We start from the raw sequence: 15,378 nt of genomic DNA, 5'->3' as shown, positions 1-15,378 counted from the left end.
GGTTTCGTTTGTGTCGCGTGATCGATGATGGACTGGCTGGGACTGTTTGATTGCAGATGACACTATATTGCTTCGCAACTTTGCGGTGCGCCCTTATTGCCGGATCGTGACGAACGCCGCGGTCTCGTAAGGCACGGTGACCTCGCGCCTGCCGCTCAACTCGGGTTCGGCCTCGATCAGCGCGCGCACCGCCACGTCGATTTCGGCGCGCGTGGCCTCGGGCAAGGCTGCGATGAAGCTGGTCGAGCGCACGCGATGCACGATGACGTCTTCCGGCGAGCCCGTGTGGCTCAGCGAAAAATGCGACTCGACGAGCGCGCCGAAGCCTTCATGCGGGAACGCATTGCGCCACGCGCCGGTGTAATAGCGCGGGGCATCGCCTTCGTATCGATTGACGATCGCATCCAGCTTCGCGACCCACGGCACGCGCGCATCGCGCACGTTCCACACGAGGCCGAGCCTGCCGCCCGGCTTCAGCACGCGATGGATTTCATCGAGCGCCGCGCGGCTTGCGAACCAGTGAAACGATTGCGCGCACACCACGGCATCGATCGATGCATCGGCGAGCGGTATCGATTGCGCGCTGCCCGCGAGCGCTTGCACGCCGGGCAGCGCGGCGGCGAGCTTCGCGCGCATCGAATCGACCGGTTCGACCGCGGTCACGCGTGCGCCGCTTTGCACGAGGCGCGGGGTGAACTTGCCGGTGCCCGCGCCCAGATCGACGACACTCGCGCCGGGCTCGAGGCCGAGCGCGTCCTTCAGCCAGCCCGCGAGTTCCGGCGGATAGTCGGGCCGCCCGCGCACGTAGCTCTCGGAGTTCGCCGTATAACCTTGCGCGGCTGCGCGATGCAGGTCGTTCGAAGCGCTTGCGGGCGGCTGCGTCATGGTGATTACTCGCCGTAGATGTCGAAGTCGAAGTACTTCTGCTCGATGCGCTTGTACGTCCGTCCTTGATCATCGCAGCGATCGCGCCATCGAGTTTTTCCTTCAGGTCGGTGTCTTCCTTGCGCAGGCCGATTGCCGTGCCCGGCCCGAAGATCGCGCTGTCCTCGAGCGCGCCGCCCGCGAAACCGTAGGGCTTGCCGCGCGGCGTATCGAGAAAGCCGCGCTCGGCCTGCACGGCGTTTTGCAGCGAGGCGTCGAGGCGTCCGGCCAGCAAGTCCTGATAGACCTGATCCTGATCCGCGTAGGACACGACCTTCACGCCCTTCGCGCCCCAATGGACCTTCGCATAGGTTTCCTGCATCGAACCTTGCTCGACGCCGACCGTCTTGCCCGCGAGACCTTCGGCCGTCGGCTGGATGCTCGAATCGCGCTTGGCGACGAGCCGCGTGGGCACGTGGAAGAGCTTGCTCGAGAAGGAAATCTGCTTCACGCGCGCGGGCGTCATCGACATGGTGGAGAGCACGCCGTCGAACTTGCGCGATTTGAGGCCCGGAATCATGCCGTCGAATGCATTTTCGACCCACACGCATTTCGCGTTGAGGCGACGGCACAGTTCGTTGCCGACGTCGATGTCGAAGCCGACCAGCGAGCCGTCGGGCGCCTTCGATTCGAAAGGCGGATAGCTCGCATCGACGCCGAAGCGGATGGTCGACCACTCTTTTGCATGCGCTCCGATCGATACGGTCAGCATCGAACCCAACAACACCGTCAACAGCCTCTTCACGATAGTCCCTTCTCTTCTATGAATGTATGAGTGTAGGCGACATGCGCCGCCGCTGACGATTATAGAGGCGCGATACTCGCGCAATGAAAAACGGCCGCGAATGAATCGCGGCCGTTCGAACCAGCATGGCGTTGCGATGCCTCAGCCCGCACGCACCTCGACACGGCGCGGACGCGCCTGCTCGCGACGCGGAATCGTGAGCCTGAGCACACCGTCGGTCAGATTCGCATCGATCTTCGCGGTGTCGAAGTCATCGCTTACCGTGAAGGCGCGCGTGAAGCGCGGCGCGCGCAGTTCGGCGTGATGCAGGCGTACCGAACCCTGCACAGGCAAATCCGCTTCGGCTTCGATGGTGAGGCGCGAATCGTGCACCTTCACGTCGAGCTTCTCACGCGGCACGCCGGGCAGATCGGCCCACAGCGTGATGCCGTTGCTGTCTTCGACGATATCGACTGCGGGCGTCACGGTCGCACGGCGCACGGCGGCTTCGCTCGTATTTTGCGGGGCGACTTGCGTGTTCTCGGTCATGATGAGTGTCCTCTTACTGAATGGTGATCGCGCGCGGCTTCGATGCTTCGCGTTTGCCGATGGTGATGGACAGCGTGCCGTTCTCGTAACGCGCTTCGACCTTGTCGCTATCCGCGTTCTGCGGCAGCTCGATCACGCGGCGGAAACTGCCGTTGAAGCGCTCCTTCGCATAGGTGCGCGCGCCTTCGGGAGCGGCTTGTGCACGACGCTCGCCGCTGATGGTGAGCGTGCCCTTGTCGACGGTCACGTCGAGCGACGAAGGCTCGACGCCCGGCGCAAACGCGACGATATGAATCGCGTCTTCCGTGCTGCCGACATTCAGACGCGGAAAGGCGTCCGCGCGGCTCGAACGAATGCTGGAGGGCAGATTGCCGAACAGCGAAGACACCTGTCGTTGCACGCGGTCGAGCTCCGAGAAAATGTCGCCGCCAAAATAAAAGTCACTCATGGTCCAGTCTCCGTTAGCGCGGCCCGGCGAGGGGCGGCAGAAGGAAGTTGAAACGACGGCGCGGGTTGTTGTCGCCGCCTATGCATCCAAGGTAGGTGCGCAGGCTATCGTTTCAATACCGGAGACCTATGTTTCAAGGCGTTTTTATTTTCGCGCGATGCCTCTTGAAAGAGGGCGAAGCGCTCGCATATCGGTTCGAATGCGCGTTCGACGATGCGTTCGACGACGCGTTCAACGTGCGAGATCGTCCTGATAGAAGCCCGTGAAACGCGCGAACTGCCGCGCCGCGTCGGCCACATCCGCGCCTTCGTTCAAAACCGCGCTCGAGAATCCCGTTCTCTCCATTTGCACGAGCTGGTCGATCAGCACGTCGCCCGTCGCGCGCAAATCTCCCTTGTAGCCGAGCCTTTTGCGCAACAGATATGCCTGACTGTAGGCGCGTCCATCCGTGAACTCCGGGAAGTGCAGTTCGATGCGCTCGAGCGTCGTCAGTTGGTCCGCCAGGATGAACGGATCGTCGTCGTTGGCGAGACGTGCGACGTGTTCGCGCGTCTCTGCGTCATGGTCTTGCTGCGTGAGAACTCGCATGTGTCGAGCGCCATTCATGCCGATACCTCCTCGTTCGCGCGAGCGGCATTCGCGGCCGCCTTGAACGGCTCGATACCGATACGCCGCACCGTTTCGATAAAGCGCTCGCGAGGTTCACGCGCATCGCGATACGTGTTCAGAATCGCTTCGATCACATGCGGAACTTCAGCCGCGCTGAACGATGGACCGATGACCTTGCCCGCCTGCGCGACGCCGCTCGCCGCACTGCCGTCGGAACCGCCGAGCGTGATCTGATACCACTCGCGTCCGTCCTTGTCGACGCCCAGCACGCCGATATGCCCGCTGTGATGATGCCCGCACGAGTTGATGCAGCCGCTGATATGCAAATCGATTTCGCCGATGTCGTCGAGTTCGTCGAGATCCTGATAGCGTTCGGTCAGGGCCTGAGCGATCGGCAACGAACGCGCATTCGCGAGCGCGCAAAAGTCGCCGCCGGGACAGGCGATCATGTCGGTGAGAAGCTGCACGTTCGCGCTCGCGAAGCCCGCATCCCGCGCGGCTTGCCACAATGCGTATAACTCGCTTGCACGCACCCACGGCAGTACGACGTTCTGTGTGTGCGTGACGCGCGCCTCACCGGCGGAAAAGCGCTCGGCCAGATCGGCGACGGTCTCGAGTTGTTCCGCAGTCGCATCTCCGGGCGATTGCAGCAGGCGCTTGAACGACAACGTCACGATGCGCAGCGCAGGGTCCTTGTGTTGCGCGACATTGCGCTGGAGCCAGCGCGCGTACAGCGGATGAACGTCGGCTTCGGCTTCATCGGATGACTCATGTGAGGCATGCAGCGCAGGCGGCACGAACGAAGCGCTCACGCGCTCCAGTTCCGCCGCCGAGATGAGATGTGGCGCGCCATCGTGTTCGACGATCTGGCGAAACTCCTCGTTCACGTCATCGGTATAACGCTGGCCTTCGGCCTTCATCAGGATCTTGATGCGCGCCTTGTACTTGTTGTCGCGACGGCCATAGCGGTTGTATACGCGCACGATCGCCTCGATGTAATTCATGATGTGCCGCCACGGCAGAAACTCGCGCATGAGCGCGGCGATCACCGGCGTGCGTCCCATGCCGCCGCCCGCGCTCACGCGAAAGCCGAGCTCGCCCTGTTCGTCACGCACGAGCTGCAGACCGACGTCGTGCCACGCAGTCGCCGCGCGATCCTCGCTCGCGCCCGTGATCGCGATCTTGAACTTGCGCGGCAAGAACGCGAACTCGGGATGCAGTGTCGTCCATTGACGCATGATCTCGGCGAACGGACGAGGGTCGGCCACTTCGTCCGGTGCGACGCCCGCGCGTTCGTCGCAGGAAATGTTGCGGATGCAATTGCCGCTCGTCTGGATGCCGTGCATGTCGACGGTCGCGAGAAGGTCCATGACGTCGGCGGCTTTATCGAGCGGGATCCAGTTGAACTGCACGTTGGTGCGTGTCGTGAAATGCGCGCAATGAGTGGGCAGGCGAGCGGTGCCGAGCCTGCCTTGCGCCTCCATTGCCACGCGATAGACCTCGGGCGCGGGATCGTCGTATTCGCGGGCGATGCGCGCCAGCACGCGCAATTGCGTACTCGACAACTCGCCGTATGGCACCGCCACGCGCAGCATCGGCGCGTGACGCTGCACGTACCAGCCGTTTTGCAAACGCAGCGGACGGAACGCGTCCTCGCTCAGGCGGCCGTCCTGCCAGCGCTCCAGTTGATCGCGGAATTGCGCGGCGCGGCTATTGACGAAGGACTTGTCGAATGCGGTGTATCGGTACATGGACGCGGCGAATATCGTGGAGAGGGCCAACGATAGAGGTCACGGTCGTATCGCCACAAGCAGCAGTTGCGATCGATTCGACGGTAGCAGCGCCATTCTGCTGCCGTCGAATCCACGGCAACTGCTGCTGTTTTTCGACCCCGCCGGCGCGCATCATGAATTCGTGGAAGAACCCGACAGATACACCTGAAGGAGCCGGTCATGAACCTCTTGAAGATGATGCGCATCGTGCTATGGAGTTTTTTCGGCGTGCGCAAGCGCGCGTCGCACAACGCCGATTTCGCGCAGGTGAAGCTGCCGTTGTTGCCCGTCATCGCCGTGATGCTCGCGGGCGCGTTCGGGCTCACGCTGCTGAGCGTCGCGAAGCTTGCGGTCGGCATTGCGCACTGATTCGCGTCCCGCCCGTAGAATGGCGATCGGTTGATTGCCAAAAGCGAGGATCGGGACGATGAAAGTATGCATCTATGGCGCGGGCGCCATCGGCGGCTGGATCGGCGTGAAGCTCGCGCAAGCGGGTTGCGACGTGAGCGTGGTCGCGCGCGGCGCGACGCTCGACGTGTTGAAGACACAAGGACTGCGGCTCGTCGAGAAGGACGCGACGCACACCGTTAAGGTCGCAGCGAGCGACGCGCCCGCCGATCTCGGCGCGCAGGACCTGGTGATTGTGGCGGTCAAGGCGCCCGCGATGGAATCGGTCGCCGCGCATGTCGCGCCTTTGCTATCCGCCGATACCACCGTGCTCACGGCGATGAACGGCGTGCCCTGGTGGTTCTGCGACGGCCTTGCAGCCCCGTTTGCGGGCAAGCGCCTTTCCTCGGTGGATCCGCACGGCGCGATCGCAGCCGCCATTCCAGCGGCGCAGACGGTCGGTTGCGTCGTGCATGCGAGCTGCTTCGTCGAGGCGCCGGGCGTGATCCGGCATCATCAGGGCAAGGGTTTGATCGTGGGGGAGGCTAGCGGCGCGCCGACCGCGCGCACCGAATCGCTCGTATCGCTGTTCTCGAAAGCGGGCTTCGACGCCACGCTCTCGCAGCAAGTCCAACGTGACGTCTGGTTCAAGCTGTGGGGCAACATGACGATGAACCCCATCAGCGCGATCACCGGCGCGACCACCGACCGCATTCTCAGCGACGACCTCGTGCGCGGCTTCGTCACGAGCGTGATGCTGGAGGCGAAGGAAATCGGCGCGCGTTTCGGCATTCCGATCGAACAGGCGCCGCAAGACCGGCACGCCGTGACGCTCAAGCTCGGCGCGATGAAGACGTCGATGCTTCAGGACGTCGAGGCGCGCAAGGCGGTCGAGCTCGATGCGCTCGTCGCCTCGGTACGCGAACTCGGTGCGCTGACCGGCGTGCCCACGCCTTTCACCGATGCGCTGCTCGGCCTCGCGCGGCTGCATGCGCGCACGCTGGGGCTTTATCCCGCGGCGTGAATCGCAAACGCTTTCATCACGCAACCACGATACGCAGCGGGTCCGCGGCCGCGAACGCTTCGGCCCGCGCAGCGCTCGGCGGATAGATCCACTCGGTGTTGATGCGCGTTTTCAGCGCCTTCGCCTGCGCGCCGGACATCTTCACTTCGCGCTCCCAGCCTTCGGTATAGACCGCGCCCCACGGACCCAGATCGAGACAGGTCACGTATTTCGGCTGACTGTACGGAATCGGCTGCGCGCCAAGCAGGTCCGCCGCGACGTTGTGACCTGCCGAGCGGCCGAGATTCATCGCGTGCTGGCAGGACATCAGCGCGTGATTGCCTTCCTCGTCGGTGGCGGCGTAGGCGACGTCGCCCGTCGCATATACGGTGTCGACGCCCAGCACGCGCAGATTGCGGTCCACGTGCAGGCGGCCCAGCGCGTCGCGTTCGGCGGGAATCTGGGCGGTCAACGCGCTCGCGCGCACGCCGGCGGTCCAGATCACCGTGCGCGCTTCGATGCGCTCGCCATCGGACGTGGTGATGCCGTTCGCATCGACCGATGTCACCGCCGCGCCGAGCCGCCACTCGACGCCGAGCGCTTCGAGCGCCTGGGTGATGACAGGACGCGGGCCCGCGCCCAGGTCCGGCCCGATCTCCCGATCCCGTTCCACGATCATGACGCGCGCTTTCGCGTCCTCGCCGAGCGCCGCGCGCAGCCGCGCAGGCATTTCCGCCGCCGTTTCGATCCCCGTGAAGCCGCCGCCCGCGACCACGACCGTGTTGCGCGCGGACGTCTCGGGCAGGCTGGCGAGTTGCGCGATGTGCGCTTCGAGCGCGGCGGCTTCATCGACCTGATCCACGCTGAAGGTGTGTTCCGCGAGCCCCGGAATCTGCGGGCGGAACAGGCGGCTACCGGTCGCCAGAACGAGACGGTCGTAGTTCAGCGTCGAGCGTGAGCCGTCGGCTGCGATTACGTGCGCCTGATTGCGATCGACATCGATGCGTTCCACCGTGCCTTGAATGAAGCGCACGCCCGTGGACGCGAAGATGTCCAGCAGCGGCGCCTTCATGCCGGCGGCGTTTTCCTCATAGAGGCGCGGACGCACATGCAGATGCGGCTCCGGCGCGATCAGCGCGACTTCGATATCCGTGCTGCCGTGCTGATCGATCAGACGCGCGGCGGACAGGGCGCTCCACATGCCGGCGAAGCCGGCTCCGACTACCAGAATGCGTTTGGACATTTCTATGCTCCTTGGAATTCGACATGGGTTTCGCTCGACAGACGTTTGTCGTCGCCATCGATTAACTACGATTCTATGAGTCGTAGTTAAAAAAGACAAGAAGGACGCACGCGAAGGTACAAATTGTCATGAATTAGCATCAGACGCGGCAAAGCACGCGAGAATCAGACAGGGAACGGATGGAGCGCCCGATCGTTTTAGGTTCTACGATCAAAGAAGGCGTAGTTGATCGCTGAACGACGAACACCGCGGCCCGGCGCGCTAAGCTACGCATCGCACGCAACGAAATATCAGAGGAAGCGCATGGAGCAGCAGAATCAGCAGGAAGTCACGAGTGAACTCGTCCAGATGCGCGACATGCTGCGCGAGTTCGTCCGCGAGCGGGACTGGAGCCGGTTTCACTCGCCGAAGAATCTGGCGGCGGCGCTGTCGGTGGAGGCGAGCGAGTTGCTGGAGCCGTTCACGTGGATCGCCACCGGCGACAAGAACGAACTCGACGAAACGAAGCTGCGCGCGATCCGTCACGAGATGGCGGACGTGCTCGCGTATCTCGTCATGCTGGCGGATGCGCTCGACGTCGACCTGCATCGCGCGCTGATCGAAAAGATGGCGCTGAACCGGTCGAAGTATCCGGCGCAAAAGGTGAAGGGCGACGCCCGCAAATACACCGAATACGACGAATGAGCGGGGAAAACCGCGACTGGCGCGCGCCCCGTCCGCGCGGTTAAGCTGGCCACTCGTTTCCTTGGAGAACAGTCGATGGACTTTTCGCTTTCGCCCGAACTGATCGATCTTCAGGCGCGCGTGCGTGCCTTCATAGCCGAGGAAATCGTGCCGTTCGAGCGCGATCCGCGCTGCACGCCACATGGCCCGAACGAGGCGCTGCGCGCCGAGCTGATCGCGAAGGGACGCAAGGCCGCGCTTCTGGCGAGTCATGTCTCGCCGGAGTTCGGCGGGCTCGGTCTGAATCACGTCGCGAAAGCCATCTTGTTCGAAGAGGCAGGGTATTCGCCGCTCGGTCCGGTCGCGCTGAACATCGCGGCGCCGGACGAAGGCAACATGCATCTGCTCGAGGCGATCGCCACGCCGGAGCAGAAGGAGCGCTGGCTGCGTCCGCTCGCGGAGGGCTCGATCCGCTCGTGCTTCTGCATGACCGAGCCGCCGCCGGGCGCGGGCGCCGATCCCGCGATGCTGCAGACGCTTGCGGTTCCGGATGGCGACGACTACGTGATCGACGGCCGCAAGTGGTTCATCACGGGCGCGGAAGGCGCGGGATTCGCGATCATCATGGCGAAGTTCGCCGACGGTCCCGCGACCATGTTCCTCGCCGACATGACGAGCCCCGGCATCATCATCGAACGGGCGATGGATTCGCTCGACACGTGCTTTCCGGGTGGCCACGCCGTGGTGCGCTTCGAAGGTCTGCGCGTGCCGAAGGAAAACGTGCTCGGCGAAGCGGGCGAGGGATTTCGTTACGCGCAGGTGCGGCTGTCACCGGCGCGCCTGACGCACTGCATGCGCTGGCTCGGCGCGGCGCGGCGCGCGCACGATGTCGCGACGGCGCACGCGCGCAATCGCCAGGCGTTCGGCAGGACATTGGGCGAGCACGAAGGCGTCGGCTTCATGCTCGCCGACAACGAAATGGATCTGCACATCACGCGCCTCGCCATCTGGCATTGCGCGTGGGTGCTCGATCAGGGCGTGCTCGGCAAGCACGAATCGAGCATCGCGAAGGTGGTGTCGTCGGAGGCGTTGTGGCGCGTGGTCGACCGTTCGGTGCAGGTGCTGGGCGGGCAGGGTGTCACGCAGGAAACCGTCGTCGCGCGGATCTTCGCGGACATGCGCGCATTTCGCATCTACGATGGCCCGTCGGAGGTGCATCGTTTCAGCATCGCACGGCGCATCCTGCGCGGCGCGAAGCCGCGTGCCGAATGAAACTGACAAATCGGCTCAGACCTGCTGCAACAGCGTCGCTCAATGCACGTTCGCGTTGCCCTGAGCCTCGCGTTGCGCAACGATCCGGCTGGCGCGGATTGCGTTGTCCGGGTAGTTCAGCCAGTCGTTCGGATCGTAGCCGGCTGCGCGCCACTGCAGATAGTCCTGCCGCACCTGCGCGCGCGTTTTCGGTGCGTTCGGATCGGTGGGCGTCTGCGGTTGCGCAAAAGCGGATGCCGCGCAGCACAGCGTCAGCGCACCGAGAATCAAGCGGGGGATGGATGTCATGACGAATACCTCGTACCGTGTGGAACGGTCACTTCATTCTAGGTGACGGAACGCAAAAGGGCAGGAGAGCTTTTTCTCGCGCGCCTGTGCCTGTACTTGTGCGTCGCACATCGCATGCCACGGACTGCCGTGTGCTGACCATCCGCCCTATACTCGATTCCTTCGGGCAGGAAGCGCCGGGATAGCGCCGTATGGAGCACAACCATCGCCTGAGAAAACGAACACACGAGAACAGGCCGCAGTCATGAGCACCTCGAGCGTCACCGTAACCAGCAGCTTTCCGGAGATGGACGAACTGGAGGCGATCCGCGTCGCGGGCGGCGCGCGCTTCGCCTGGCGCACGGTCTGCGAAGTGCGCGCACGCCAGCGCGCGTTTCCGCTGCTCACGGCGTCGATCGGCTCGGAAGATCCGCGGGCGCCCGCCATCGGCTTTTTCGGCGGCGTGCACGGGCTCGAATGCATCGGCACGCAGCTCGTGCTCGAATACATGCGTGCGCTGCTGCGGCGTCTCGAATGGGATGACACGCTGCATCAGCAGTTGCGCTCGATCCGTCTCATCTTCATGCCAATCGTCAATCCCGGCGGCATGTTTGCGCGCACGCGCTCGAATCCGAATGGCGTCGACCTGATGCGCAACGCGCCGCAAAGCGCCGAAGGCCGCGTGCCGTTTCTGGCGGGCGGGCAGCGCATCGGGCCGTGGCTGCCGTGGTATCGCGGATCGGTCGACGGCCGCATGGAAGCGGAGAGCGCCGCGCTCCTTTCGGTCGTCGAGGAACAGTTGATGTCCCGTCCGCTCTCGTTCGCGCTGGATTGTCATTCCGGTTTCGGCTGGGACGACAGCATCTGGTTTCCCTATGCGCGCACCGAGCGGCAAATGGCGCATCTGCCGGAAATGTTCCTGCTGAAGACGATGTTCGAAGAATCGTATCCGCATCACGGCTATGCATTCGAGCCGCAAAGTCATCAATACCTGCTGCATGGCGACCTGTGGGACTTCGCCTATGACCGTTCGCGCGCACCCGACATCTTCCTGCCGATGACGCTCGAACTCGGCTCGTGGCGCTGGATTTGCAAGAATCCGATGCAACTGTTCTCGCGACTGGGCATCTTCAATCCGGTCAAGGCGCATCGCACGCGGCGCGTGTTGCGGCGTCATCCGAACTTCTTCGATTTCCTGACGCGCGCCGCGTTTTCGTCGCGTCGCTGGCTGCCGAGCGGCGCGGCCCGCGAAGAAGTGATGCGGCGGGCGCGCGAGCACTGGTGCCGCACGGACGTGCCATGAGTCAGTGGATCCTGCTGCGCGGCCTGACGCGCGAGGCGCGTCACTGGGGCGGCTTCGACGCCGCGCTCGCGGCGCACGGGATTGTCGGCGCGGACGAGCGCGTCGCGTACATCGACCTGCCGGGCAATGGCGTCGAACGCGGGCAGGCCGCGCCCCTGCGCGTCGATTCCATGATGGACTTCGTACGCGCGCGGGCCGCCGCGCTCGGCGTGCGTGAGCCATGTCGCGTGCTCGCAATGTCGCTCGGTGCGATGGTCGCGACCGCGTGGGCGGAACGGCATCCGCGCGAGATCGAGCGGCTCGTGCTGATCAACACCAGCATGCGCCCGTACGCGCGCCTGCACGAACGGCTTCTTCCCGCGGCATGGCCAATGCTTGCGCGTATTGCTGTGAACTGGTCGAAGCCGGAAGCATGCGAGGCGCTGATTCATTGCCTGACCTGCAATCGCGGCGACTCGCGAGATGCGGACATCGCGCAATGGGCGCGGGTGCGGCGCACGCATGGCGCAAGCGCGGCCGATGCACTGCGTCAGCTCGGCGCGGCTGCGCGCTTTCGCGCTTCGCGCGAGGCTCCGAGCTGTCCGGTGCTCCTGTTGTCGTCTGCGGCGGACCGGCTTGTCGATCCGGTCTGTTCCGTGCGTATCGCTAAGCACTGGCGCGTGGCTCATGCGGTGCATCCGTGGGCGGGTCATGATCTGCCGCACGACGATCCCGACTGGACCTGTCGCGCAATCGCCGCGTGGCTCGACGAAGCACGAACGAATCCGAGCGTGTGTGACACGCGTGTGACAACCAAACCTCAATTCACTGGACCATGAAGCCTGCCATCATCAATCTCGATGCACTCGATCCCCAGCCGCTCCCGCCCGAATTCGCTCCGACGGGCGATGCCGCCGAACGTTTCGCGCCGCGCATCGCGCGCATCGGCACGGTGCTCGGCGCGAGCAAGCTCGGCTACAGCCTGATCGCGCTGGAGCCGGGCAAACGGGCGTTTCCGTTTCATCATCATCGGGTGAACGAGGAGATGTTCTTCGTTGTCGAAGGCGAGGGCGAAGTGCGTCTCGGCGGAGAATCGCACTCGATCCGCGCGGGCGATGTCATCGCGTGTCCGCCGGGCGGTCCCGAAACGGCGCATCAGATCGTGAACACGGGGACGCTGACATTGCGCTACCTCGCCATCAGCACGATGCAGTCGCCGGAAGTCGTCGAATATCCCGATACGGGCCGTCAGGCCGTGCTCGTCTTCGACGAACCGGGCGTGAAAGGGCTGCGCGCAGTCTTCCGCGCGAGCGATTCGCTCGGCTACTGGGATGGCGAATGAAACCGGGCAGCACGATGCCGACACTCGGGCATATTCGCCATCTTGGCGACTGTTGGGAGCATTTGTTCCATTTTTGCGATCAGATCGCGTCGAAAGAGTGCGATGCGCGTCACGCCTAGGGTAACCTCGTGTTGCAACGCAGCATCGCATTGCGTATGCTCTTTCTGAGGGCGGCACGTGCCGCCCTGGCGTGGACACGGAAAATCGGGCGCCGGCTTGAAGGAGCCGCATATATGGAACTGACAACATCGTCGAATCCGACGTTGCACGTCTTCCATCAGGAAGGCGGGTGGCATTGGGGTATTACCGTCGAACGAGCCGCTGGAGGCGGAATGAAGGTCGTCGCCTATAGCGACGAAGGCTTCGATTCCGAGGAAGAAGCGCGCGAGGACGGCGAGTACGTCCTGCGCTCGGAAGACTGGCGCTCGCGCCAGAGCTTCAGCCGCAGCGAACGACGTCAAGGCTATTCCTGAGCGGGACGGCGCACGCACGTCCCCTCTCTTCGTTCGTCTCATCCTCCACTGTTCCTCTTCATCGCTGCACTTTTCCCTGCACCAAAAACGCGCGACACTGAAGGCACCTTCAATTCGACAAGGCGCGCCGCATGTCATCCGTCGCATCCCGCGCTACTCCCGATGACCCTCGTTTCGCCGTGCGTCGCATGACGCCCTCCGATGTCGAAACCGCGCTCGACTGGGCCGCGACGGAAGGATGGAACCCCGGCCTCCACGATGCACGCGCCTTTCTCGCCGCCGACCCGCAAGGCTTTTTCCTCGGCACGTGGGATGACGCGCCGATCGGCTGTATCTCGGCGGTCGCCTATGACGACGCGTTCGGCTTCATCGGCTTGTATATCGTGCGTCCCGAATGGCGCGGCAAGGGCTTTGGCATGCGCTTGTGGAACGCGGGCATGGCGTATCTCGGCACGCGCAACATCGGGCTCGATGGCGTGCTGGCGCAGCAGCCCAACTATCGGAAGTCGGGCTTCGTGCTGGCGTATCGCAATGTGCGATATCAGGGCGTCGCGTCAACGGAAGACGAGCCGGTCGATGGCGTGACGATTGCCGATGCGGGCAGCGTTCCCCTCGAACGTCTGCTCGCCTACGACACGCGCATGTTCGCGTGCCCACGCCCCTTGTTTCTCCACGCATGGCTCGCGCAGCCACCCGGGGACGTGCGTGCGCTCGTCGCGCTCGAAGGTGATGCTCTGCGCGGTTTCGCCGCAATCCGGCGCTGCGGCAGCGGCCACAAGATTGGTCCGCTGTTCGCCCACGAGCTTCGCACGGCACGCGCGCTGTATCGCGCGCTCGTGGCTGGCGTGCCCGGCGACGCCGTGTTTCTCGATGTCCCCGAAAGCAATCCCGCCGCCGTCGCGCTCGCACTCGAACACGACATGACGAGCGTCTTCGAAACCGCGCGCATGTACACGCGCGCGGCGCCCGACGTGCCGCTCGCGAACGTATTCGGCGTGACGACGTTCGAGCTGGGCTGAAGCCGCGCCGTGGCGTTTGCGCGTGCGCGCGCAGTCCGGTAACGTGTGACGTCTGCGTCCCTCGCGAGACTGCTCATGAGCCACGATCATCGTCATCATCACGAACACGATCACGACCACGCCGGCAGTGTCCTGCCGGAGATGGACCTGCGCGTGAAGGCGCTCGAGTCGCTGCTGGTGGAGAAGGGTTATATCGATCCGCAGGCGCTCGACGTGTTCATTCAAACCTACGAGCACAAGGTCGGACCGCGCAACGGTGCGCGCGTCGTCGCGAAGGCGTGGCGCGATCCGGCTTTTCGCGCATGGCTTTTCGATGACGCAACGGCCGCGATCGCATCGCTGGGCTTCACCGGCCGACAGGGCGAGCACATGGTCGCGCTTGAGAACACGGAGAGCGTGCACAACATGGTGGTTTGCACGCTGTGTTCGTGTTATCCGTGGTCGGTGCTCGGCTTGCCGCCGGTCTGGTACAAGTCGGCGCCGTATCGCTCGCGAGCGGTGATCGATCCGCGTGGCGTGCTTGAGGATTTCGGCGTCGCGTTGCCGGCGCATGTCGAGCTGCGCGTGTGGGATTCGACCGCCGAAGTCCGCTATCTCGTCATCCCGCTGCGTCCCGCCGGCGCCGATCACCTCGACGAAGACGCGCTCGCCGATCTCGTCACGCGCGATTCGATGATCGGCACGGGACTCGCGCTCGATCCATCGCAAGGAAAGGGAGCAGCGGCATGAACGCGGCACACGACATGGGCGGCATGCAGGCCTTCGGCCCCGTCGCCGCCGACGCATGCGACGCGCCCGGCGCTTCGCCCTTTCATGCGGAGTGGGAGCGGCGCGTGCTGGCCGTCACGCTCGCGATGGGCGCGACGGGCCAATGGAACATCGACACCTCGCGCGCGGCGCGCGAAAGCCTGCCGCCCGCGCAATATCTCGGCAGCAGCTACTACGAAATCTGGTTCGAGGGTTTGAAGAAGCTGCTCATGGCGAAGGGGCTCGCGAGCGCCGATGAAATCGCCAGCGGCCATTCGCAGTCGGCCGCGAAGCCGAATGTGCGCGTGCTGAAGGCGGCGGACGTGAGCGCGGCGCTCTTGCGCGGCGCGCCGGTCGACCGGCCGGCCACATCGACTGCGCGCTTCGCCATCGGCGACGAAGTGCGCACGAAGCTCATGAATCCGCCGACGCACACGCGTCTGCCGCGCTATTGCCGCGACAAGCGGGGGCGGGTCGTCGCTGTGCGCGGCACGCATGTGTTTCCCGACACCAACGCGCTTGGCCAGGGCGAGCAGCCGCACTGGCTCTACACCGTGCGCTTCGACGCCACCGAACTTTGGGGGCCGGACACGACCGCGTCTTCGGTATGCGTGGATTGCTGGGAGCCTTATCTGCATGCAGCAAGCGCCTGAC

At 64.4% G+C, this 15,378-nt stretch carries 19 protein-coding genes and 1 pseudogene; 12 read left to right on the top strand and 8 right to left on the bottom strand.

Annotation, left to right across the window (positions count from 1 at the left end; translation table 11 throughout):
* Positions 1 to 93 precede the first annotated feature (93 nt).
* The 6 genes and pseudogenes from AWB79_RS12555 to AWB79_RS12530 form a co-directional block, all read right to left on the bottom strand.
* A complete protein-coding gene (locus AWB79_RS12555) occupies positions 94 to 885 on the bottom strand; it encodes a class I SAM-dependent methyltransferase (RefSeq protein ID WP_061167746.1) in 792 nt (263 codons plus the stop codon).
* Positions 886 to 890: 5 nt separating this feature from the next.
* A pseudogene (locus AWB79_RS38185) lies at positions 891 to 1,669 on the bottom strand (ABC transporter substrate-binding protein).
* 141 nt (positions 1,670 to 1,810) lie between these two features.
* Entirely contained in the window at positions 1,811 to 2,197 is a 387-nt protein-coding gene (locus AWB79_RS12545; protein WP_061167744.1) for an Hsp20/alpha crystallin family protein, read from the bottom strand.
* A 13-nt stretch (positions 2,198 to 2,210) separates the two neighbouring features.
* Positions 2,211 to 2,645, bottom strand: a complete 435-nt coding sequence (locus AWB79_RS12540) for an Hsp20/alpha crystallin family protein (protein WP_061167743.1) — start codon at positions 2,643 to 2,645, stop codon at positions 2,211 to 2,213.
* A gap of 231 nt (positions 2,646 to 2,876) precedes the next feature.
* On the bottom strand, positions 2,877 to 3,233 hold the full coding sequence (locus AWB79_RS12535) for a DUF934 domain-containing protein (RefSeq protein WP_374728540.1): 357 nt from the start codon (positions 3,231 to 3,233) through the stop codon (positions 2,877 to 2,879).
* A 14-nt stretch (positions 3,234 to 3,247) separates the two neighbouring features.
* On the bottom strand, positions 3,248 to 5,005 hold the full coding sequence (locus tag AWB79_RS12530) for a nitrite/sulfite reductase (RefSeq protein WP_061167741.1): 1,758 nt from the start codon (positions 5,003 to 5,005) through the stop codon (positions 3,248 to 3,250).
* On the opposite strand from AWB79_RS12530, the gene AWB79_RS12525 reads away from it, so the two are divergent.
* Genes AWB79_RS12525 through AWB79_RS12515 form a run of 3 tightly spaced genes read left to right on the top strand, consistent with a single transcriptional unit; the run spans position 5,004 to position 6,437 of the window.
* Positions 5,004 to 5,195, top strand: coding sequence for a hypothetical protein (locus AWB79_RS12525; protein ID WP_061167740.1), 192 nt, complete (start codon positions 5,004 to 5,006; stop codon positions 5,193 to 5,195). The genes AWB79_RS12530 and AWB79_RS12525 overlap by 2 nt on opposite strands.
* A gap of 11 nt (positions 5,196 to 5,206) precedes the next feature.
* Complete coding sequence (locus AWB79_RS12520) at positions 5,207 to 5,395, top strand: DUF2970 domain-containing protein (protein ID WP_061167739.1); 189 nt, start codon at positions 5,207 to 5,209, stop codon at positions 5,393 to 5,395.
* Positions 5,396 to 5,453: 58 nt separating this feature from the next.
* A complete protein-coding gene (locus AWB79_RS12515; RefSeq protein ID WP_061167738.1) occupies positions 5,454 to 6,437 on the top strand; it encodes a 2-dehydropantoate 2-reductase in 984 nt (327 codons plus the stop codon).
* Positions 6,438 to 6,453: 16 nt separating this feature from the next.
* Here AWB79_RS12515 and AWB79_RS12510 read toward each other — a convergent pair whose 3' ends face one another.
* Positions 6,454 to 7,659 (bottom strand): NAD(P)/FAD-dependent oxidoreductase, encoded by a 1,206-nt coding sequence (locus AWB79_RS12510; protein ID WP_061167737.1) that lies wholly within the window; start codon positions 7,657 to 7,659, stop codon positions 6,454 to 6,456.
* Positions 7,660 to 7,962: 303 nt separating this feature from the next.
* On the opposite strand from AWB79_RS12510, the gene AWB79_RS12505 reads away from it, so the two are divergent.
* Positions 7,963 to 8,343: a nucleotide pyrophosphohydrolase gene (locus tag AWB79_RS12505; RefSeq protein WP_061167736.1), complete on the top strand. Its 381-nt coding sequence runs from the start codon at positions 7,963 to 7,965 to the stop codon at positions 8,341 to 8,343.
* A gap of 75 nt (positions 8,344 to 8,418) precedes the next feature.
* Positions 8,419 to 9,594 carry an acyl-CoA dehydrogenase family protein gene (locus tag AWB79_RS12500; protein WP_061167735.1) on the top strand — a complete coding sequence of 392 codons (1,176 nt, stop codon included), beginning with the start codon at positions 8,419 to 8,421 and terminating at the stop codon, positions 9,592 to 9,594.
* Between the two features lie 39 nt (positions 9,595 to 9,633).
* Here the strand turns inward: AWB79_RS12500 and AWB79_RS12495 are convergent, their stop codons facing one another.
* Positions 9,634 to 9,882, bottom strand: coding sequence for a DUF4148 domain-containing protein (locus AWB79_RS12495; RefSeq protein WP_061167734.1), 249 nt, complete (start codon positions 9,880 to 9,882; stop codon positions 9,634 to 9,636).
* A gap of 244 nt (positions 9,883 to 10,126) precedes the next feature.
* Here AWB79_RS12495 and AWB79_RS12490 point away from each other — a divergent pair, with 244 nt between their 5' ends.
* From AWB79_RS12490 to nthB, 7 genes are all read left to right on the top strand, one after another.
* Complete coding sequence (locus AWB79_RS12490) at positions 10,127 to 11,164, top strand: M14 family zinc carboxypeptidase (protein WP_061167733.1); 1,038 nt, start codon at positions 10,127 to 10,129, stop codon at positions 11,162 to 11,164.
* Positions 11,161 to 11,982 carry an alpha/beta fold hydrolase gene (locus tag AWB79_RS12485; RefSeq protein ID WP_061167732.1) on the top strand — a complete coding sequence of 274 codons (822 nt, stop codon included), beginning with the start codon at positions 11,161 to 11,163 and terminating at the stop codon, positions 11,980 to 11,982. The genes AWB79_RS12490 and AWB79_RS12485 overlap by 4 nt, the downstream gene beginning before the upstream one ends.
* A complete protein-coding gene (locus AWB79_RS12480) occupies positions 11,979 to 12,485 on the top strand; it encodes a cupin domain-containing protein (RefSeq protein WP_061167731.1) in 507 nt (168 codons plus the stop codon). Before AWB79_RS12485 ends, AWB79_RS12480 begins: the two co-directional genes overlap by 4 nt.
* 233 nt (positions 12,486 to 12,718) lie before the next feature.
* Positions 12,719 to 12,958, top strand: a complete 240-nt coding sequence (locus tag AWB79_RS12475) for a hypothetical protein (RefSeq protein ID WP_061167730.1) — start codon at positions 12,719 to 12,721, stop codon at positions 12,956 to 12,958.
* Between the two features lie 131 nt (positions 12,959 to 13,089).
* On the top strand, positions 13,090 to 13,977 hold the full coding sequence (locus tag AWB79_RS12470; RefSeq protein WP_061167729.1) for a GNAT family N-acetyltransferase: 888 nt from the start codon (positions 13,090 to 13,092) through the stop codon (positions 13,975 to 13,977).
* A gap of 75 nt (positions 13,978 to 14,052) precedes the next feature.
* Positions 14,053 to 14,706 (top strand): nitrile hydratase subunit alpha, encoded by a 654-nt coding sequence (nthA, locus tag AWB79_RS12465; RefSeq protein WP_061167728.1) that lies wholly within the window; start codon positions 14,053 to 14,055, stop codon positions 14,704 to 14,706.
* Complete coding sequence (nthB, locus tag AWB79_RS12460) at positions 14,703 to 15,377, top strand: nitrile hydratase subunit beta (RefSeq protein ID WP_061167727.1); 675 nt, start codon at positions 14,703 to 14,705, stop codon at positions 15,375 to 15,377. Before nthA ends, nthB begins: the two co-directional genes overlap by 4 nt.
* The last annotated feature ends 1 nt before the right edge of the window (position 15,378 follow it).

It is taken from the genome of Caballeronia hypogeia, from assembly GCF_001544875.2.
Classification (GTDB): domain Bacteria; phylum Pseudomonadota; class Gammaproteobacteria; order Burkholderiales; family Burkholderiaceae; genus Caballeronia; species Caballeronia hypogeia.
The sequence above is the reverse complement of the archived record's forward strand: the minus strand, read 5'-3'. Positions and strand labels throughout refer to the sequence as shown.